We start from the raw sequence: 21,016 nt of genomic DNA on the forward strand, positions 1-21,016 counted from the left end.
TCGTGAGTTTGGGATGGCGAAGTATACTTAATGTTAAATAAATAATCATATAATGCATCTACAATTTTCTAAATTTTTCAAGGCGTTTGCAGTCATTTTAGTAGCATCATTTGGGCATTCACAAAATAATGCAACAATAGTTAAAATAAATCCTGCAGAAACAAACCAAACCATTAGTAAACATATTTATGGACATTTTGCAGAACACTTAGGTAGATCTGTTTACGGTGGACTATATGTTGGAGATGATAGTGCTATTCCGAATACAGATGGGGTGAGAAACGATATTATTGAAGCGCTTAAAGAGCTCAATATTCCTAACCTGCGATGGCCAGGAGGTTGTTTTGCAGATATTTATCATTGGAAAGATGGCATAGGCCCAAAAGAAGATAGAAAAAATATAGAAAACGTCTCTTGGGGTAATGTAAGAGAAGATAACGGTTTTGGCACACATGAGTTTTTAAATTTATGCGAAACGTTAGGGGCGGAACCTTATTTAGCCGTTAATATGAATTCTGGTTCTGTACAAGAGGCCGTAGAATGGGAGCGTTATGTAAATAACCCAAATGGATCTAGCGACTTAACAGATTTGAGAAAAGAAAATGGTAGAGAAACACCATGGGACGTTAAGTATTGGGGTATTGGTAACGAGTCTTGGGATTGTGGAGGTGATATGACCGCAGAATATTATAGCAACCTCTATAAACGCTATGCAACTGCCATATCTAGCTACGATAATACCGAGAAATTATACCGAATAGCTGTAGGGCCTGGGGAACCAGATTACGAATGGACAGAAACAGTTATGAAAAACATACCAGCTAATAGGATAGAAGGGCTTTCTGTGCATCATTACTCTGTTTTTGATTGGGTAGACAAAGGCCATTCCATTGAATTTACCGATGAAGAATATTTTAAAACCATGCAAAGAGCTTGGTTTATGGACGAGTTTATCAATAAAAATGCTGAGGTCATGGATAAGTATGATCCAGAAAAAAAAGTAGGCCTAATTGTAGATGAATGGGGCGGTTGGTATAATGTTTTACCAGGTACAAATAAATCATTTTTACATCAGCAAAATACAATGCGAGATGCTATGATTGCAGGACTTACTTTAAACATTTTCAATAATCATGCAGATCGAGTGCACATGGCAAATTTAGCTCAGACCGTTAATGTTTTGCAAGCCATAATTTTAACAGATGACGAAAAGATGTTACTGACACCAACATATCATGTGATGAATATGTATAAAGTTCATCAAGATGCTGAGTTATTGTCAACTGAAATTGAAAATAATCCTAGTTTTGGAGATGCACCAGCAATTTCTTTATCAGCTTCAACAGATAAATCAGGAAAAACACATGTATCATTGGTAAATATTGATGGCGATAAATCCTATGAAATTACTGTGAATGTTGATAAAATGAAGCCAATTTCGGCTTCAATCTTGGAATCCAAAAAAGTACAAGATCATAATACTTTTGATAATCCAGATAAAATTAAGCCTAAAGAATTCAAAGATTTTAAATACAAAAAAGGAAAAATAACATTAGAAATTCCAGCGTTTTCTGTTGTTGTTTTTGAATTAAATTAATAGTAATGAATAAGACATATGTCATTGGTCTCGATTACGGATCAGATTCGGTAAGAGCAGTATTAATTGATACGCAAAACGGAGCCGAATTGGCCTCAGAGGTGTTTTGGTATCCACGTTGGAAAGCGCAAAAATATTGTAACCCAGGAATCAATCAATTTAGACAACATCCATTAGATCACATCGAAGGATTAGAACACACCATAACATCCGTAATTTCCCAAAGTGGGGTAACACCAGAAACCATTGTAAGCATTTGTATTGATACTACGGGATCTTCACCTTTACCATTAACAAAAGATGGAACACCACTAGCTTTAGTAGATGACTTCAAGGAAAATCCAAACGCATTAATGGTGCTTTGGAAGGACCATACAGCGGTCAAAGAAGCTAATGAAATTAATGATTTGGCAAGAAATTGGGGTGGAGAAGATTACACAAAATATGAAGGTGGAATTTATTCTTCAGAATGGTTTTGGGCAAAAATCTTGCACGTAGCCAGAGAAGATAAAGCAGTAAAAGAAGCGGCACATACGTGGATGGAACACTGTGATTATATGACGTATATGTTGGTGGACAATCAAGATCTCGCATCCTTCAAACGCAGTCGTTGTGCAGCAGGACACAAAGCTATGTGGCACAAAAGCTGGAATGGGTTGCCTGCTAAAACATTTTTGGATCAACTAGATCCTTATTTAGCAGAGTTAAGAGATCATTTATACGATGAAACCTATACGTCTGATGACATTGCAGGGCACTTAAACCAAAAATGGGCAGATAAGCTAGGGTTAACCACAAAAACAGTCATTGCAGTTGGCACATTTGATGCACATGCTGGTGCTGTTGGTGCTAAAGTAGATAAGAACACTTTAGTACGTGTTATGGGAACATCAACCTGTGATATTATGGTCGCAGACGAAGACGTAATTGGTAACAATTGTGTTAAGGGTATTTGCGGACAAGTAGATGGATCGGTAATTCCTGGGTTTATTGGTTTAGAAGCTGGTCAATCAGCTTTTGGTGATGTCTTAGCGTGGTTTAAAAGCGTTTTAGACTGGCCAATTGAAAACTTAGTAATGACTTCTTCAATACTTTCTGAAGATCAAAAAGAAAAACTTCAAAAGGAAATTGATGCTAATTTTATTCGAACTTTAACAAGTCAAGCTGAAAAAATCACGTTAGAAGAAGCCGTGCCAATCGCTTTAGATTGGGTAAATGGCCGCAGGACACCAGATGCAAATCAAGAATTAAAAGCAGCATTTACAGGTGTTTCATTAGGTACAAAAGCACCACATATTTTTAAAGCATTGGTTAATGCCATTTGTTTTGGGTCTAAAATGATTGTAGATCGTTTTGAAGACGAAGGTGTGAAAATTGATACCATAATCGGTATTGGTGGCGTAGCGCGTAAATCACCATTTATTATGCAAACGCTATCAAATGTTGTGAATATGCCCATAAAAGTAGCGGAGTCTGACCAAGCACCAGCTTTAGGAGCAGCGATCTACGCAGCTGTTGCAGCAGGTATTTATAGTAATGTTGTTGAGGCAAGTAAAGTCATGGGAAGCGATTTTGAAGCAGAGTATTTCCCTCAGGCGAATCAAGTTAAAACATATGCAAACTTCATGGAAGCTTATAAAGTTCTAGGGCAGTTTGTGGAAGCATCAATAAAATCAAAAACATATGAATAACAAATATAAATCACTAAAGGAAGAATGCTATGAGGCAAATATGCAATTAAATGCATTAAACCTTGTCGTTTACACGTTTGGGAATGTAAGTGCAGTAGATAGAGCAACTGGTGCATTTGCCATTAAACCAAGTGGTGTGGCTTATGAAAAATTAAAACCGGAAGATATTGTTATTGTTGATTTCGACAACAATATTATTGAAGGCACAATGCGCCCTTCTTCAGATACCAAAACACATGCCTATTTATATAAACATTGGGAGGATATTGGAGGAATCGCACATACGCACGCTACATATTCTGTGGCTTGGGCTCAGGCTCAGATGGACATTCCTATTTTTGGAACCACACATGCCGATCATTTAACGGCTGATATTCCATGTGCAGCACCTATGCGTGACGATTTAATTGAAGGCAATTACGAACACAATACAGCTATCCAAATTATTGATTGCTTCAAGGATAAAGGCATTTCACACAGTGAAGTAGAAATGGTACTTTTAGGAAACCATGGGCCATTTACATGGGGAAAGAATGCAGCCAAAGCGGTTTATAATAGTAAAGTGCTTGAGGTTTGTGCTGAAATGGCTTACTTAACAAGACAAATAAACCCAAAGGCACCAAGATTAAAAGATTCATTAATTAAAAAACATTACGATCGTAAGCACGGTGCAAATTCATATTACGGTCAATAACTAATAAAATTAAAAATGATAGATATTTCAAATAAGGAAGTTTGGTTTATAACAGGAAGCCAGGATTTATATGGTAAAGAAACATTAAAACAAGTCGCTCAGAACTCAACCGAAATTGCAAAAGCCTTAAACGACTCTGCACTAATACCAGTAAAAGTTATCTTTAAGCCAACCGTAAAGTCTTCTGATGAGATTTTCGAAACTTTAACGGCTGCAAACCATGAGAAGAATTGTATTGGTATCATTACTTGGATGCATACGTTTTCACCAGCAAAAATGTGGATTAGAGGCTTAACAGCGCTCCAAAAACCAATGTGTCATCTACATACTCAATTTAATAGAGACATTCCATGGAATTCGATTGATATGGATTTTATGAACTTAAATCAGGCCGCACATGGCGACCGCGAATTTGGGTTTATGGTGAGTCGTTTACGTAAAAACAGAAAGGTTGTCGTTGGGCATTGGTCTACAGAATTAGTTCAGAAGAAAATTGGAGATTGGACACGCGTAGCTGCTGGTTGGGATGATTGGCAAGGTGCCAAATTTGCTCGTTTCGGTGACAATATGCGTTTTGTTGCAGTTACCGATGGTGATAAAGTTGAGGCCGAAACAAAGTTCGGGTTTTCAGTAAATACATATGCTGTTGGAGATTTGGTGGCAGTTATTAATTCAATTTCAGATAACGCTATAAACAAACTTGTTAAAGAATATGAAGCTTCGTATAGCATGGCGGAATCACTTCTTGAAGGAGGAAAAAACAGACAGTCTTTACTTGAGGCGGCACGCATAGAATTAGGTCTTGAAAAATTCCTGGTTGATGGTGGTTTCAAAGGTTTTACAGATACATTTGAAGATCTATATGGAATGAAACAATTACCAGGTCTACCAGTACAACGATTAATGCAAAAAGGGTATGGTTTTGCTGGTGAAGGTGACTGGAAAACAGCCGCATTAACTCGAGCTATGAAAGTTATGGGGTATGGATTAACAGGAGGTAATGCCTTTATGGAAGATTACACCTTACATTTAGATCCTTCCGATCCTAAAATTTTAGGGTCGCATATGTTAGAGGTAGATCCTGTTTTGGCTGGCGATAAGCCGTCTTGTGAAATACACCCTTTAGGAATTGGTGGTAAGGAAGATCCTGTACGTTTGGTATTTAATGGAAAAGCGGGCGACTCTTTAGTTGCTGCTTTAATGGATTTTGGAAACCGTTTTAGATTATTAATTAACAAAACGGTTGGAGAGGAAGTCACCGAAGCATTACCTAAATTACCAGTGGCACGGGTGATGTGGAAACCATTACCAGATTTTGAAACAGCATGTACAGCTTGGATTTTAGGAGGCGGCGCCCATCATACGTGTTACAGCGAAAATCTTTCAGTAGAACAATTAGAGGATTTTGCTGAAATGGCAGGCATTGAAGCCTTGGTAATTGATGAAGATACGACGGTTAGGAATTTTAAACAATCGATAAAGGCTAACGAAGCATACTACATGTTTTATTAGTAAATAAACAAACTAATAACTAAATTAAATGAAAAAATCAAAAGCGCTCTTTTATTGCTTTGTGTTTGCTTTTATAGCAAGTGTTAACATTCAATGTAAAGAATCAAAAAAAGAAGAAACCACTGAAAAAGAAGAGAGTATGGTAGAAGAGAACTTGCCTATAGTGAAATCGGAATTTGGTAAAACAAATGATAGTACTACAGTACAACAATACACCTTAAAAAACAGCAATGGTGTAGAGTTAAACGTTATTACTTACGGTGGTAGAATTACATCTTTAAAAGTGCCAAATAAAGACGGTAAATTAGAGAATGTCGTTTTGGGTCATGACACTATGGAAGGTTATTTGCGAGATGACAATCCGTTTTTTGGGGCATTAATTGGTCGTTTCGGTAACCGAATTGCTAAGGGCAAATTCACTTTAGATGGCAAAGAATATAACTTAGAGACTAATGATGGGGCCAACCATTTACACGGTGGTGTTTTAGGTTTTGATCGTGTTATTTGGAAAGTAACACCTATGGAGGGCAAAGAAGATTCAGCCTTAAAACTAACCTATTTGAGTAAAGACGGTGAAGAAGGCTATCCAGGAAATCTAGAAGTTACGGTAATTTATACACTTACAAAAGATAATGCCTTGGAGGTTTCCTATGAAGCCACAACAGATAAAACTACGGTTATTAATTTAACGCAACATGCGTATTTTAACTTAACAGGAGATTTTTCAAAAGACATTTTAAATCACGATGTTGTGATAGATGCAGATACGTATTTACCAGTTGATGAAACCCTAATTCCAACTGGTGAGATCAGAAAAGTTGAAGGCACACCTTTCGATTTCACTTCAGCAAAAAAAGTAGGAAAAGAAATTGGTTCAGATAATGAGCAGTTAAAACGTGGACAAGGTTACGACCATTGTTGGGTTTTAAATGGAGAAAAAGGGGATATGCGTTTTGTAGCATCAGCATATGATGAAAGTAGCGGACGTTTTATGGAAATTTTATCAACGGAACCAGCAATTCAGTTTTACACAGGAAACTTTTTAGATGGTACCTTACCAAACCCTAATGGTGGAACGTATGCACACAGAACTGGTTTCTGTTTAGAAACACAGCATTATCCAGATTCACCAAATCAAGAAGCATTTCCAACCACAGTTTTACATCCAGATGAGACGTATTCGACAAAAACAACATTTAAATTTTCGATAAAGTAATCCATCGTGTAAACGTTATAAATACAACTAACTAAATAAAAACTAAAAATTATGGGTCTAATTTCTTTTGGTGCTTTTACCTTAATTGTAGCGATCATCGCTTGGTGGTCAACCAGAAAAACGGATGAAAAAACTTCGGATGGTTATTTTCTTGGAGGCAGGAGCTTAACAGGACCTGTAATCGCTGGTTCATTATTACTAACTAATCTGTCAACTGAACAAATTGTTGGAATGAATGGCGTTTCATTTAGAGATGGTATTCCAATTATGGCTTATGAAGTAGTTGCTGCTATAGCCATGGTGTTTACTGCTTTTGTTTTGCTGCCTAAGTATCTTAAAAGTGGTATTGCTACTATTCCGCAATTTTTAGAAAATAGATACGGTAAATCAACCAAAACTATAGTTTCATTATTATTCCTTTTGGGTTACGCTATTTCTATGTTGCCAACGGTACTGTATTCAGGAGCGTTAGCTATAAATACCATGTTTGATATTCCTGAAATGTTAGGAATGGAGCCAGAACCTGCACTTTGGGTTACGGTTTGGACTATTGGTGTCATAGGGAGTTTATATGCCATTTTTGGAGGCTTGAAAGCGGTAGCGGTTTCAGATTCAATAAATGCTGTAGGTTTAATCATTGGAGGATCTCTTATTCCAATCTTTGGGCTTATGAAAATTGGAGACGGAAATGTACTCACTGGTCTAAACAGACTTACAACAGCATTGCCTGAAAAGTTTGATATTATTGGTGGTCCAGATTCGGATGTACCATTTTGGACCTTATTTACGGGAATGATAATCGTGAATTTTTATTATTGGGGAACAAACCAAGCCATTATTCAGAGAGCCCTTGGTGCTAAAAACCTTAAAGAAGGGCAAAAAGGACTTTTATTTGCAGCTTTTATTAAAATATTAGGACCATTTATTGTGGTATTACCAGGTATTATTGCTTTCTATATTTTTAATGGTGATTTGGCAAATGCAGATGAAGCGTACCCAATGGTTGTTAAAGCGGTTTTGCCAGTAGCCTTTATAGGATTTTTTGCAGCAGTATTGTTTGGGGCGATTTTGAGTTCTTTTAATAGTGCTTTAAATAGTTCGGTGACCCTATTTGGTCTCGATTTCTATAAGTCCTATATTAAAAAGGATGCAACAGAAAGACAAACCGTAAAAGCAGGTAAACTATTTGGAATCGTTCTTGCTATATTTTCAATGGCCATTGCGCCATTGTTATATGGTGTAGAAGGTGGTATTTTTACATATTTACAACAGTTAAATGGAACACATAGTGTACCGATTTTAGCTATTGTGATTGTGGGGATATTCTCTAAGCGTGTCTCTGCTAAAGCAGCGAATATAGCTATCTTATTTAGTGCTATTACCTATTTAGTAACCCTTTACGTGATAAAACCAGATATTAGTTTTTTACATCTTATGGGAATTCTGTTTGTTTTAACCGTAATGATTATGTTCATTGTCAGCAAATTTATTCCAAGGGAAACGGATTACGTTCAAGTATACACTAAGCAAGTAGATATTACAAATTGGAAATATTTGAAGCCTGTAGGTTTTGCAGCTGTTATTGCAGTAGTTGGGCTTTATATTTATCTATCTTAGATCATTTATTTTACATAGTACTTTAGATTATATACAAGATAAGGCATATAGCTACACCTAATTAACACAATCGGTTGTTTTTGTTAGGTGTATTTACTAACTTTGTTAATATAGTATAGTTTTCAGTTAATATTTTCTATAAGTTAAATCAAAGACTAGCTATATATAAATACTTATGTTTTATTTTAAAAGTGTGTAATTTACACTTTAAAGCTAAAGTAGTTCCTGAAATAATTAGAAAATGATGAGAAAAAGCATCCTGATAATATTTTTTATATGTTGCCTTCAAGCAATTAGTCAGGATACAGACGGCTTAAAGCTATGGTACAATGTGCCATCTGGCGACACCTGGGAAAATGCACTACCAATAGGTAATGGTTTTCAAGCTGCCATGGTTTATGGTAATGTAGAAAAAGAAATTTTTCAACTAAATGAAACGACTGTGTGGAGTGGAAGTCCTAACAGAAACGACAATCCCAATGCTTTGGAAGCTTTACCTAAAGTTAGAAAATTAATTTTTGAAGGTGACTATAAAGCAGCTGAAAACTTAGCAAATGAGAAAATAATCACCAAAAAATCGCATGGACAAATGTTTCAGCCTGTTGGGAATTTGGAACTTACTTTTACGGATCATGATGATTTTTCTAATTATTATAGAGAACTTGATATTGAAAAAGCCATTGCCAAAACTAGTTATATGGTTGGTGGTGTAACGTACACCAGAGAAGCTTTCATTTCTTTTCCAGACAGAGTTATGGTTATAAAGCTTTCAGCAGATAAACCAGGAAAAATAGCTTTTTCAGCAGCACTTACCAGTCAACACATTAAACAGAACATTACAGTTAATGGTAAAAATGAATTATCGCTTTGGGGAACTACTAGCGATCATGATGGTGTGGAAGGAAAAGTTGAGTTTAATGCACTGGCTAGAATAAAGACTGATGGCGGAATTATTACGAATACAGATAACTCATTAAACATTGAAAAAGCTAATAGTGTTTTAATCTTTGTTTCAATTGCGTCCAACTTCAATAATTATAAAGATATCAGCGGTGATGAAAATCAACGTGCAAAAGATTTTATAGATAAAGCTTTTGATAAGAGTTTTGATACTATGAAAGCTGAACATATTGCTGCCTATCAAAAATACTTTAACCGTGTTAAACTTGATTTAGGAACAACTGAAGCAAGTAAATTTCCAACTGACGAACGACTTAAAAATTTCAATACTACAGAAGACCCTTCTTTTGTTACTTTATACTATCAATTCGGTAGGTATTTATTGATTTCTTCATCACAACCAGGTGGTCAACCAGCAAATCTGCAAGGTATCTGGAATGGAAGTATGAAACCTGCTTGGGATAGTAAATATACCATCAATATTAATACAGAAATGAATTATTGGCCAGCCGAGAAAACCAATCTTTCGGAGATGCATGAGCCACTTTTAAAAATGATTCTAGAACTTTCTGAAACTGGAAAGGAAACCGCAAAAGTGATGTATGGTGCTGATGGTTGGTTGGCGCATCATAATACTGATATTTGGCGAATTACAGGACCAATTGATGGTTCTTTTTGGGGTATTTGGAATGGTGGTGGAGGTTGGTTAAGTCAACATTTATGGGAACGTTATTTATACACAGGTGATAAAAAATATCTAGAATCTGTGTATCCTGCAATAAAAGGTGCTGCAGAGTTTTATGTTGATTTTTTAGTTGAACATCCAAAGTATAAATGGCTGGTAGTTGCGCCTGGAAATTCTCCTGAAAATGCACCAAAAGAACATCAAGGAGCATCCATAACAGCTGGTTCAACAATGGATAATCAATTGGTTTTTGATGTTTTTTCAGCAACCATTAACGCTGCTAAAGCACTTGGAGAAGACAAAGATTTAATCGAGAAACTAGAAGGCTTGAAAAAAAGATTACCGCCAATGCAAATTGGCAAACATAACCAGTTACAAGAATGGTTAGATGATGTTGACAGTCCAACAGATAAACACAGACACATTTCTCATTTGTACGGATTATATCCTTCAAACCAAATTTCCCCTTATAGAAACCCGAAGCTTTTTGCAGCAGCAAAAAATACACTTTTACAACGTGGTGATGTGTCTACAGGCTGGAGTATGGGCTGGAAAGTAAATTGGTGGGCAAAAATGCAAGATGGTAATCATGCTTATCAATTAATTCAAAATCAACTGACACCTTTAGGTACTGTAAAAGGTGGTGGTGGAACTTATAATAACCTTTTTGATGCGCATCCACCATTCCAAATTGATGGGAATTTCGGTTGTACATCAGGCATTACGGAAATGTTGATGCAAAGCTCAGATGGCGCCATTCATTTAATACCAGCATTACCAGATAATTTTAAAAATGGTATGATTAGTGGTTTAAAAACAAAAGGTGGTTTTACAATTGAGGATATGGTCTGGAAAAACGGACAGCTACTTTCAGTAAAAATCACATCCAATCTTGGTGGGAATCTGCGCTTGCGAATACCTAATGAAATGCAATTCGAATCTGGAAATAAATTAAATAAAGCTTCAGGAGAAAATCCGAATTCATTTTTTTTAGTTCCTAAAATTAAAGACCCAGTCATTTCCGGAGCATCCACGATTCAACCGTTACAATTAAAAAAAACGTTCTTATATGATATTCCTACTGAAAAAGGTAATTCATATAGGTTCGTTTTAAAATGAAATAAATTTAGAGCAAACATTATGTACATTCAAAAAAATAATAGCATCACTTTTTCCTTAGTCAAAGTTTTAAGTTTCACCTTCTTTTTGCTGACTTCTTGTGTTATAGTAGGACAACAAATGCAATCTTTCGATTTAAATGATGTAAGACTGACCGAGGGACCGTTTAAAAATGCCCAAGATGTAGACATGGCATATATTTTAGAGTTGGAGCCCGACAGATTGCTGGCGCCATATCTCATCGATGCAGGTTTGCCGGTCAAAGATAAACGTTATGGCAATTGGGAAAGTATTGGGTTGGATGGTCATATAGCAGGACATTACTTATCGGCACTGGCAATGTTATATGCGTCTACCGATAATGAAGAGCTTAAAACCCGTTTAGATTATATGCTTTCGGAATTGGAGCGTTGCCAAGATGCAAATGGGAATGGTTATGTGGGAGGTATTCCAGAAGGTAAAGTGTTTTGGCAACGTATCCACAAAGGTGATATCGATGGAAGTGGTTTTGGATTAAATAATACTTGGGTACCATTATATAATATTCATAAATTATTTGCTGGATTAATTGATGCGTATCGTTTTACAGATAGTGAAAAAGCAAAAAACATCGTCATTAAATTAGGTGATTGGTTTATCGATTTAATAGAACCACTTTCTGATGTGCAAATACAAAATATTTTAAGAACTGAACATGGTGGTATTACTGAATCTTTTGCTGATTTATATACGATTACAAAAGATGAAAAATACTTAGAAACAGCTAAAAAGCTTACGCATAAATCGTTTTTAGAACCTTTGATGAATAAAGAAGATAAGTTAACAGGGATGCATGCCAATACCCAAATACCTAAAGTTTTGGGTTACGAAAAAGTAGCAGATTTAACTAATAATAAAGAATTAGCTGAAGCCGTTAAGTTTTTTTGGAGACGCGTAGCACAAACAAGAAGTGTTGCTTTTGGAGGTAATAGTGTTGCCGAACATTTTAATCCTGTTGATGATTTTAGCGGCATGATAAAATCCAACCAAGGGCCTGAAACCTGTAATTCTTACAACATGGTTCGGTTAAGCAAAGCCTTGTTTTTGGATAATAATGATGTGAGTTATTTAGACTTTTATGAGCGTACACTTTACAATCATATATTATCAAGTCAGCATCCAGAAAAAGGTGGTTTTGTATATTTTACACCTATTCGTCCTAACCATTACAGAGTCTATTCGCAACCAATTACCAGTATGTGGTGCTGTGTAGGTTCTGGTTTAGAAAACCATACGAAATACGGCGAATTAATTTATAGCCATAACGAAAATGATGTGTTTGTGAATTTGTTTATTCCTTCTACTTTAAATTGGGAAGAGAAAAATATTTCATTAACTCAAAACACGAAGTTTCCTTATGAAAACGAATCAGAATTAGTTTTAAAACTTAAAAAGAAACAAACTTTTGTAATCCATATTCGCCAACCAGAATGGGCGGAGAACTTTGAAATTTTAGTCAATGGAAAAGTTCAAAAAATACAAGAAAAGCCATCTAGTTATATAGCCATAAAGAGAAAATGGAAATCTGGTGATAAAATTACTGTTCGTTTCAAAACATATACACATTTAGAGAATTTACCTGATGGTTCAAATTGGGTTGCTTATGTTGATGGGCCTATTGTATTAGCAGCTAAAACATCTACAAAGGATTTAGATGGATTATTTGCAGATGATAGTCGTATGGGACATGCTACACATGGCAAATATTATCCATTAGATGAGGCTTATGCTTTAGTTGGTAATAAAGACAGCTATCTTTCTAAGCCAAAAGAAATAAGAAAACTTCACATCAGTTTAGATTCTTTAAAACTTCAACCCTTTTTCGAAGTGCACGATGCACGTTACCAGATGTATTTTCAAACCTATAGCCAAGAGGAATATAAAGAAAAACAAGCTTTGTTAAAAAAGCAAGAAATGGAAGCAGCTGCTTTGGAAGCTAAAACTATTGATAAAGTAAACTGCGGCGAACAACAACCAGAAGTTGGCCATTTATATAAAGGTGAAAAAAGTTTTTCTGGTTATGATGAAAAGTTTTGGAGAAGCACTCGAGGTTATATGTTTTATCAATTTTCAAATAAAAATTCTGAAGGTCAATTTTTAGATATTTCAGTTTTGGATGAATTGAAATTAGATAATGTTAAAATTTCTGTAAATGGAAAACCTGCTGAAATTATTTCAACAAAGGATAAAACCATTCGAATAAAGTTGAGCGACGTGGAAGTTATAAATGTGAAAATCATATCTAACAATGGAGAACCAACACCTCGATTTTATGAATTAAGAATTTTGAAAGATTAAATAACAATGAAAAAAACAGCACTCTTATCATTAGCAATAATTTTTTTTACAGTTAACAGCTGTAAACAAGTGAATAAACAAGTTCAAAAAGAGGTTGACAATCAAGTAAAACATAAAGCACATAACCCAATTATTTTTGCGGATGTGCCAGATCCTTCCATGATTCGTGTAGACGACACTTATTATATGAGTAGTACTACCATGCATATGAATCCTGGAGTACCCATTATGAAATCTAAAGATTTGGTGAATTGGGAATTGATTAGTTATGCTTACGAAACTTTAGGAAAAAGTGATGTTCTCGATTTAGAAAATGGAAAAAACACCTATGGAAGAGGGTCTTGGGCGAGCAGTATGCGCTACCATAAAGGTATGTTTTATGTGAGTACCTTTTCAAAATCAACAGGTAAAACCTATATTTTTTCAACCAAAGATCCAGAAAATGAACCTTGGGAAAAAATAGAGTTTGAGCCATCTCTTCATGACAACACCATCTTTTTTGACGATGATGGAAAAGTGTATATGATTTGGGCAGCTGGAAAACTCAGTATTGCAGAATTAAAAGAGGACCTTTCTGGAATAAAGGAAGGGACTGAAAAAGTGTTAATAGAAAATGCCAGTGCGCCAGCTGGAGATAATATTATGTTAGGTGCAGAGGGCTCGCAACTTTTTAAAGTGAATGGTAAATATTACTTATTTAATATCACTTGGCCAAGAGGTGGCATGCGTACAGTATTGATCCACAGAGCAGATAATATCAACGGACCTTGGGAAGGCAAATTAGCTTTTCAAGATTTAGGTGTTGCTCAAGGCGGATTAATTGACACGCCAGATGGAAGATGGTTTTCGTATTTATTTAGAGATTATGGTGGCGTAGGTCGTATTCCTTATTTAGTTCCTGTTGCATGGGAAGATGGTTGGCCTGTTCTAGGTGAAGATGGCAAAGTACCAGAACAACTTGATTTACCCGCAAATAAAAGTTTAATTCCAAGAATTGTAAATTCTGATGATTTTGATAGAAAAGAAAATGATCCAGATTTACCATTAGTTTGGCAATGGAACCATAATCCAGACAATTCACTTTGGTCTGTAAGAGAACGTGATGGTTTTTTAAGACTAAAAACAGGTAGAATAGATACTAGTTTTGTACAAGCAAGAAACACATTAACCCAAAGAACCATTGGTCCAGAAAGTACAGGTTCTACGATGTTAGATTTATCAAATATGAAAGAAGGTGATTTTGCAGGATTATGTTTATTACAAAAAGAGTTTGGTTTAGTAGGTGTTACAATAGAAAATGGCACTAAAAAAATTGTTATGGTAAGTGCTCAAAAAGGTGAACCCAAAGAAGTACAAAGTGCTCCTTTAAATCAAGATAAAATTTACTTTAAGGCTGAATGTAATTTTAAAGATAGAGCTGATAAAGCCAATTTTTTCTATAGTCTTGATGGAAAATCGTGGGTTTCTATTGGAGAAACGATTAACATGCCTTACACCTTACCACATTTTATGGGCTACAGATTTGGATTGTTCAATTATGCTACACAAAATGTAGGAGGTTATGTAGATTTTGATTATTTCCATATTAAAGACAAAATTTAATAATATATATAATGAGTTTTCTGCCAACTAAATACATTTCTCAAAACCAATTATTCCTAACACTTTGCTTAATTATTGTTGGGTGTTCAAAAGGGCCGGAATTTCCATTTCAAAATCCAGAATTAAGTTCTAAAGAACGTGCTAAAGATTTAATTTCTCGACTAACGCTTGAAGAAAAAGCAACTTTGATGTGCGACCAATCTGATGCCATTCCGCGTTTAGGAATTAAAAAATTTAATTGGTGGAGTGAAGCTTTACACGGTTTTGCAAATAATGATAATGTTACAGTTTTTCCGGAGCCAGTGGGTATGGCAGCTTCTTTTGATGACGAATTGGTGTATCACATTTTTGATGCAGTTTCTGATGAAGCTCGTGCAAAATACAACCAATGGATAAATGATGGCAACGAAAATAAACGCTTTTTAAGTTTATCAGTTTGGACACCAAATGTGAATATTTTTCGTGATCCACGTTGGGGAAGAGGTCAAGAAACTTATGGAGAAGATCCATACTTAACATCAAAAATGGGAATTTCCGTTGTAAATGGTTTGCAAGGCCCAAAAGATGCCAAATACCGAAAATTATTGGCTTGTGCAAAACATTATGCAGTGCATTCGGGACCAGAATGGAGCAGACACGAATTGAATTTAAACAATGTAAATCCAAGAGAATTATACGAAACCTATTTGCCTGCATTTAAATCATTAGTACAAGAAGCTGATGTGCGCCAAGTGATGTGTGCCTATCAACGTTTAGATGATGAACCTTGTTGTGGAAATACCAGATTATTACAACGTATTCTTCGAGAGGAATGGGGTTATGAATATTTGGTGGTATCAGACTGTGGTGCAGTTACCGATTTTTTCACATCACACAACGTTTCATCTGATGCAAAACATGCTGCAGCAAAAGCAGTACTGTCAGGAACCGATGTAGAATGTGTTTGGGAAAATTATCCATATAAAAAATTACCAGAGGCTGTTAAGAGCGATTTATTAAGAGAAGAAGATGTCAATAAAAGTTTAGAGCGTGTTTTAGTTGGACGTTTCGATTTGGGTGAAATGGATGATGATGCTATAGTGCCATGGGCTCAAATTCCGCCTTCGGTTCTTAACAATGACAAACATAGAAAACTTGCGTTAGAAATGGCACAAAAATCCATGACACTTCTACAAAACAACAATAATGTTTTGCCGCTAAAAAAAGACATGAATAAACTTGCTGTTATTGGTCCAAATGCAGATGATCAACCTATGCTTTGGGGAAATTATAATGGCACACCAGTTAGAACGATTACAATTTTAGATGGCATTAAATCTAAAATTTCTGAGAACAATATTGTTTATGATAAAGCTTGTGACTTGGTAGAGGATAAAGTAACCACTACTTACATTCCACAAACTATGTTCGATGGAAAAAAAGGTTTTAAAGCGACGTATTGGAACACACCAGACAGAACGGGAGATATTATTGCAACTACTCAAATTATAAATCCTTTAAAGTTAACGACGGCTGGTCAACATGAGTTTGCACCAGGTGTAAAATTAGAAGGGTTCTCGGCTAAATATGAAACCAATTTTACAGCTAAAGAAAATGATACATTGGTTTTTAAAACGGGAGCTACTGGAGCTTTTGAGCTTTTAGTGAATGGGAAATCCTTAAGCAAATATGTCAATTGGAGAACCTTACCAGGCAGAATTCCTTTTAAGGTTGAAGCTGGTAAAACGTATAACATTGAAATTCTTTTTGCACAATCAAATAATTGGCAAGCAAACCTTGAATTTGATTTCGGAAAGGAATATGATGTTGATTTTGGTGGATTACTTAAAAAACTAGAAGGCATTGATACTGTTGTGTTTGTAGGTGGACTGTCAACCTTATTGGAAGGTGAAGAAATGCCAGTGAATTATCCAGGATTTAAAGGAGGAGACAGAACTAATATTGAGTTACCTAGTATTCAAAAAAGATGTTTAAAAGCCTTAAAAGAGGCTGGTAAAAAAGTCATTTTTGTAAACTGTTCAGGTTCTGCCATTGCTTTGTTAGATGAAACTGAAACTTGTGATGCCATTCTTCAAGCTTGGTATGGAGGAGAATCTGGTGGGCAAGCTGTTGCAGATGTACTTTTAGGCGATTACAATCCTTCTGGTAAATTACCAATTTCATTTTACAAAGATTCAGAAAACTTAGGCGATTTTGAGGATTACTCAATGAAGGGTCGTACGTATCGCTATACTACAGATGTGCTGTTTCCTTTTGGATTTGGTTTGAGCTATACCAATTTTAACATTGGAAATGCTGAATTCAATAAAACAACTATTAAAAATGATGAAAGCATTCAATTAGGTATTCCAGTAACTAACACTGGTGATTATGACGGAACTGAAATTGTACAAGTTTACGTTCGTAAACTAAATGATACTGAAGATGCACCATTAAAAACCTTAAAAGGCTACAAACGATTGGAAGTAAAGGCTGGTGAAACTAAAAACGCCATTATTGTTTTATCATCAACTGCATTTGAATTTTACGATTGGGATACCTTAAGCATGAATGTAACTGCTGGTGAATATGAAGTTTATTACGGAACCAGTTCTGATCCAAAAGATTTAAAAATGCAAAAAATTATCATTCAATAATCAATAAAATATGATGAATTTAAAAAATAGGTTTTTTATAATATCCTTTTTGAGTATATCACTATTGTATAACGGTTTTTCACAAAACCCAATCATTCAAACCAATTATACTGCAGACCCAGCACCAATGGTTTACAATGGTAAAGTTTACCTCTACACTTCTCATGATGAAGATAATTCAACATGGTTTACCATGGACGACTGGAGACTTTACACCACAGAAGATATGGTGAATTGGACAGACCATGGCGCAATTTTATCTTACAAAGATTTCGATTGGGCAAAAAAAAACGCATGGGCGCCTCAATGTATTGAGCGTGATGGAAAATTTTATATGTATGTTCCAGTAACAGATAGAGAAGGAAAAAATGGTATTGGTGTTGCAGTTGCTAACAGTCCTTATGGGCCATTTATAGATCCTTTGGGTAAGTCACTAATACAAGGGCGTTTGGCAGATATTGATCCGACTGTTTTTATTGATGATGATGGACAAGCTTATATTTTATGGGGAAATCCAATTTGTTACTATGTGAAGCTAAATGAAGATATGATATCTTATGATGATGAAATAAAATCGTTTCCAAACACCATTGAAGCTTTTGGAAAACGAGAAGGTGAAGAAAATCCTCGTAGACCAACGACTTACGAAGAAGGACCTTGGCTTTACAAACGAAATAATTTATATTATTTACTCTTTGCAGCAGGTCCAATTTCTGAGCATATTGGTTATTCTACAGGAAATAGTCCTACAGGACCATGGACCTATCAAGGCAAAGTGATGCCAACACAAGGTAAAAGTTTTACCAACCATCCAGGAGTCATTGATTATAAAGGGAAAACCTATTTTTTCTATCATAATGGCGCTTTACCAGGAGGAAATGGTTTCAATAGATCTGTCTGTGTACAAGAATTACAATTCAATAAAGATGGCACAATCGTGCAAATGGATATGACGAATGGTGTTGAAAAAGCATTATCAACTGTAAATCCTTTTGTAAAAAATGAAGCAGAAACCATAGCGTGGTCAGAGCATGTAAAATCCATGCAAAATGATGCTGTTGGCGTATTTATTACGGCTATGGAAAATGACGCATATACGATGGTGAAAAATGTAGATTTTAGAAAAGATGGCGCCATAAAATTTAAAGCACGTGTTGGTACTACGCACAATAGTGATGTTTCAATGGAAGTAAGATTGGATGGTATTAATGGAAAATTACTAACAACGTTAAAAGTACCATTAACTGGTGGAAATGATAGGTGGGAATTAGTAAGCGCTGAGATTGAAAAAGTATCAGGAACACACGATGTATATTTTATTTTTAAAGGAAAAGCATCAACAAAAATCATGTTTTTTGATTATTGGATGTTTTCTAAATAAAAAGAGGACTTAACTAAAGTAAATATAGACATGATATTTAAAATTAAAATTAGCAAGGTAATACACCACCACATAATAATAATGAACTTGAAGTACCTTTTAATTGTTTTTCTATTAAATAGTTTAGCTGGACACACACAATCGGTTGTTAATAGTCCTGATGAAAATCTCAAGGTAGCTGTAATATTGAAAAATGGAAAACCTAACTACACTATAACATATAATAACACTGTTATGCTTCAAAATTCTCCTCTAGGAATAACAACCAATGAAGGCGATTTTACAAAAAACATGAGTTTCCTAAAAGATAGTACTGGTACAGTAAGTAAAAGCTACAAGTCAGATAAAATAAAACAGTCATTAGTTAATTACGAAGCCAATACATTAAGGATCACCTTTGAAAATTCAGATAAAAAGCAAATAAATGTTGTTTTTCAAGTGAGTAACAATGATGTGGCTTTTAGATATGAAATCCCTGTTTGGGACAAAACCATGGCATGTGTTGTAGAAAAAGAAGCAACAGGTTTTAAATTTCCTGCTGAAACAACTTCATTTTTATCACCTATGATGACAAGTATGGGCGGATTTGCACGAACAGCACCTAGTTATGAGAGTGGTTATACAGCAGATTTACCAATGGAATCTAATACTTCAAAAACAGGCTATGTTTTTCCTGGTCTTTTTCATGTAGGAGACAAAGGTTGGGTATTATTATCTGAAACAGGCGTTTCAAGTCACTATTATGCTTCTCATTTAAGTCACTACAAAGAGGGTATTTACACTGTTGATTATCCAGACATGAAAAACAATAATGGTTTTGGTAGTACAGGCGCACAAATTGGTTTACCTGGAGTTACACCTTGGAGAACAATTACTGTTGGAGAAACACTAAAACCTATCGTAGAAACAACTATTTCTTACAGTGTTGTGGATCCGCTTTATGAAGCATCACAAGACTATAAATATGGTAAAGGCACTTGGAGTTGGATTGTATGGCAAGACAATAGTATGAATTATGATGATCAGGTAAAATATATTGATTTGGCTGCTGCAATGAACTTTGAATATATTTTAATTGATGCTTGGTGGGATAAAAATATTGGTTATGAAAGCATGGAAGCGCTCATCAACTATGCAAAATCTAAAGGAGTTGAGGTATTTCTTTGGTACAATTCAAATGGTGGTATCAATGATGCTTTTATGACCCCAAAGGATAAAATGAACACTTCAATAGCCAGAAAAAAAGAAATGAAATGGCTTAAAAAAGTAGGTGTAAAAGGATTAAAAGTTGACTTTTTTGGTGGTGACAAACAAGAAACAATGCGCTTGTATGAAGATATCTTATCTGACGCCAATGAATTTGGTTTAATGATTATTTTTCATGGTGCTACATTACCTCGTGGATGGGAACGCATGTATCCTAATTTTGTAGGGAGTGAGGCTGTTATAGCTTCAGAGATGCTCATTTTTACTCAAGATGCTCGTAATAAAGAAGCATTTTATGCAGCATTACATCCGTTCATACGTAATTCAGTAGCGAGTATTGAATATGGTGGTGTGCTGTTGAATAAATTTCTTAATAAAGAGAATGAAAAAGGACAAGAACGATTAACGTCTAATGTTTTTCAATTAGCTACAAGTGTCTTGTATCAAAATCCAGTACAAATGTTCGGGTTAACACCAAATAATTTAGAAGATGTCCCTCAACATGAACTCGAATTTTTAAAAAATGTTCCTACTACTTGGGATGAAACTGTTTTTATAGATGGCTACCCTGGTAAATATATTGTATTGGCTCGTCGTAAAGGAGATACTTGGTATATCGCAGGAATAAATGCAGAAGACGAAACACTTAACATTGAAGTGAAATTACCGATGATTAAAGCTGGGGAAGAAGTGAAGATTTATGAAGATGGGAAAAAATCATCGGACAAGGGTTTTGTAACAAAAAAACTAAATAAGAATCAGGAAATCAAACTGAATATACCACATAATGGTGGAGTTTTAATTATGAATTAAAAAGAGAATC

At 35.2% G+C, this 21,016-nt stretch carries 12 protein-coding genes; all 12 read left to right on the forward strand.

Going from position 1 to position 21,016, the window contains the following annotated elements; all coding sequences use genetic code 11:
• Positions 1 to 52: 52 nt before the first annotated feature.
• A complete protein-coding gene (locus tag HM987_RS01365; RefSeq protein ID WP_179004535.1) occupies positions 53 to 1,597 on the forward strand; it encodes an alpha-N-arabinofuranosidase in 1,545 nt (514 codons plus the stop codon).
• A 5-nt stretch (positions 1,598 to 1,602) separates the two neighbouring features.
• A complete protein-coding gene (locus HM987_RS01370) occupies positions 1,603 to 3,288 on the forward strand; it encodes a ribulokinase (protein ID WP_179004537.1) in 1,686 nt (561 codons plus the stop codon).
• Positions 3,281 to 3,982 carry an L-ribulose-5-phosphate 4-epimerase gene (locus HM987_RS01375; protein WP_179004539.1) on the forward strand — a complete coding sequence of 234 codons (702 nt, stop codon included), beginning with the start codon at positions 3,281 to 3,283 and terminating at the stop codon, positions 3,980 to 3,982. Before HM987_RS01370 ends, HM987_RS01375 begins: the two co-directional genes overlap by 8 nt.
• Before the next feature lie 15 nt (positions 3,983 to 3,997).
• Positions 3,998 to 5,494: an L-arabinose isomerase gene (gene araA / locus HM987_RS01380; RefSeq protein WP_179004541.1), complete on the forward strand. Its 1,497-nt coding sequence runs from the start codon at positions 3,998 to 4,000 to the stop codon at positions 5,492 to 5,494.
• A gap of 28 nt (positions 5,495 to 5,522) precedes the next feature.
• On the forward strand, positions 5,523 to 6,710 hold the full coding sequence (locus HM987_RS01385) for an aldose epimerase family protein (RefSeq protein WP_179004542.1): 1,188 nt from the start codon (positions 5,523 to 5,525) through the stop codon (positions 6,708 to 6,710).
• 51 nt (positions 6,711 to 6,761) lie between these two features.
• Positions 6,762 to 8,327 (forward strand): solute:sodium symporter family transporter, encoded by a 1,566-nt coding sequence (locus tag HM987_RS01390; RefSeq protein ID WP_179004544.1) that lies wholly within the window; start codon positions 6,762 to 6,764, stop codon positions 8,325 to 8,327.
• Positions 8,328 to 8,568: 241 nt separating this feature from the next.
• Positions 8,569 to 11,031, forward strand: a complete 2,463-nt coding sequence (locus HM987_RS01395; protein WP_229724548.1) for a glycoside hydrolase family 95 protein — start codon at positions 8,569 to 8,571, stop codon at positions 11,029 to 11,031.
• 21 nt (positions 11,032 to 11,052) lie between these two features.
• Positions 11,053 to 13,368, forward strand: a complete 2,316-nt coding sequence (locus tag HM987_RS01400) for a glycoside hydrolase family 127 protein (protein ID WP_218645601.1) — start codon at positions 11,053 to 11,055, stop codon at positions 13,366 to 13,368.
• 69 nt (positions 13,369 to 13,437) lie between these two features.
• Positions 13,438 to 14,970, forward strand: a complete 1,533-nt coding sequence (locus HM987_RS01405; protein WP_229724550.1) for a glycoside hydrolase family 43 protein — start codon at positions 13,438 to 13,440, stop codon at positions 14,968 to 14,970.
• Positions 14,971 to 14,981: 11 nt separating this feature from the next.
• Entirely contained in the window at positions 14,982 to 17,606 is a 2,625-nt protein-coding gene (xyl3A, locus tag HM987_RS01410; protein ID WP_179004548.1) for a xylan 1,4-beta-xylosidase, read from the forward strand.
• Between the two features lie 49 nt (positions 17,607 to 17,655).
• Positions 17,656 to 18,987 carry a glycoside hydrolase family 43 protein gene (locus HM987_RS01415; RefSeq protein ID WP_229724552.1) on the forward strand — a complete coding sequence of 444 codons (1,332 nt, stop codon included), beginning with the start codon at positions 17,656 to 17,658 and terminating at the stop codon, positions 18,985 to 18,987.
• An 81-nt stretch (positions 18,988 to 19,068) separates the two neighbouring features.
• Positions 19,069 to 21,006 (forward strand): glycoside hydrolase family 97 protein, encoded by a 1,938-nt coding sequence (locus tag HM987_RS01420; protein ID WP_179004553.1) that lies wholly within the window; start codon positions 19,069 to 19,071, stop codon positions 21,004 to 21,006.
• The last annotated feature ends 10 nt before the right edge of the window (positions 21,007 to 21,016 follow it).

Source organism: Winogradskyella forsetii, from assembly GCF_013394595.1.
Classification (GTDB): domain Bacteria; phylum Bacteroidota; class Bacteroidia; order Flavobacteriales; family Flavobacteriaceae; genus Winogradskyella; species Winogradskyella forsetii.

What these genes read in the sequence shown, in the direction of transcription:
- HM987_RS01395 (WP_229724548.1), top strand. Translation starts at nt 8,569, where the DNA reads ATGATGAGAAAAAGCATCCTGATAATATTTTTTATATGTTGCCTTCAA.
- HM987_RS01390 (WP_179004544.1), top strand. Translation starts at nt 6,762, where the DNA reads ATGGGTCTAATTTCTTTTGGTGCTTTTACCTTAATTGTAGCGATCATC.
- HM987_RS01385 (WP_179004542.1), top strand. Translation starts at nt 5,523, where the DNA reads ATGAAAAAATCAAAAGCGCTCTTTTATTGCTTTGTGTTTGCTTTTATA.
- HM987_RS01370 (WP_179004537.1), top strand. Translation starts at nt 1,603, where the DNA reads ATGAATAAGACATATGTCATTGGTCTCGATTACGGATCAGATTCGGTA.
- HM987_RS01375 (WP_179004539.1), top strand. Translation starts at nt 3,281, where the DNA reads ATGAATAACAAATATAAATCACTAAAGGAAGAATGCTATGAGGCAAAT.
- HM987_RS01400 (WP_218645601.1), top strand. Translation starts at nt 11,053, where the DNA reads ATGTACATTCAAAAAAATAATAGCATCACTTTTTCCTTAGTCAAAGTT.
- xyl3A (WP_179004548.1), top strand. Translation starts at nt 14,982, where the DNA reads ATGAGTTTTCTGCCAACTAAATACATTTCTCAAAACCAATTATTCCTA.
- HM987_RS01420 (WP_179004553.1), top strand. Translation starts at nt 19,069, where the DNA reads ATGAACTTGAAGTACCTTTTAATTGTTTTTCTATTAAATAGTTTAGCT.
- HM987_RS01365 (WP_179004535.1), top strand. Translation starts at nt 53, where the DNA reads ATGCATCTACAATTTTCTAAATTTTTCAAGGCGTTTGCAGTCATTTTA.
- araA (WP_179004541.1), top strand. Translation starts at nt 3,998, where the DNA reads ATGATAGATATTTCAAATAAGGAAGTTTGGTTTATAACAGGAAGCCAG.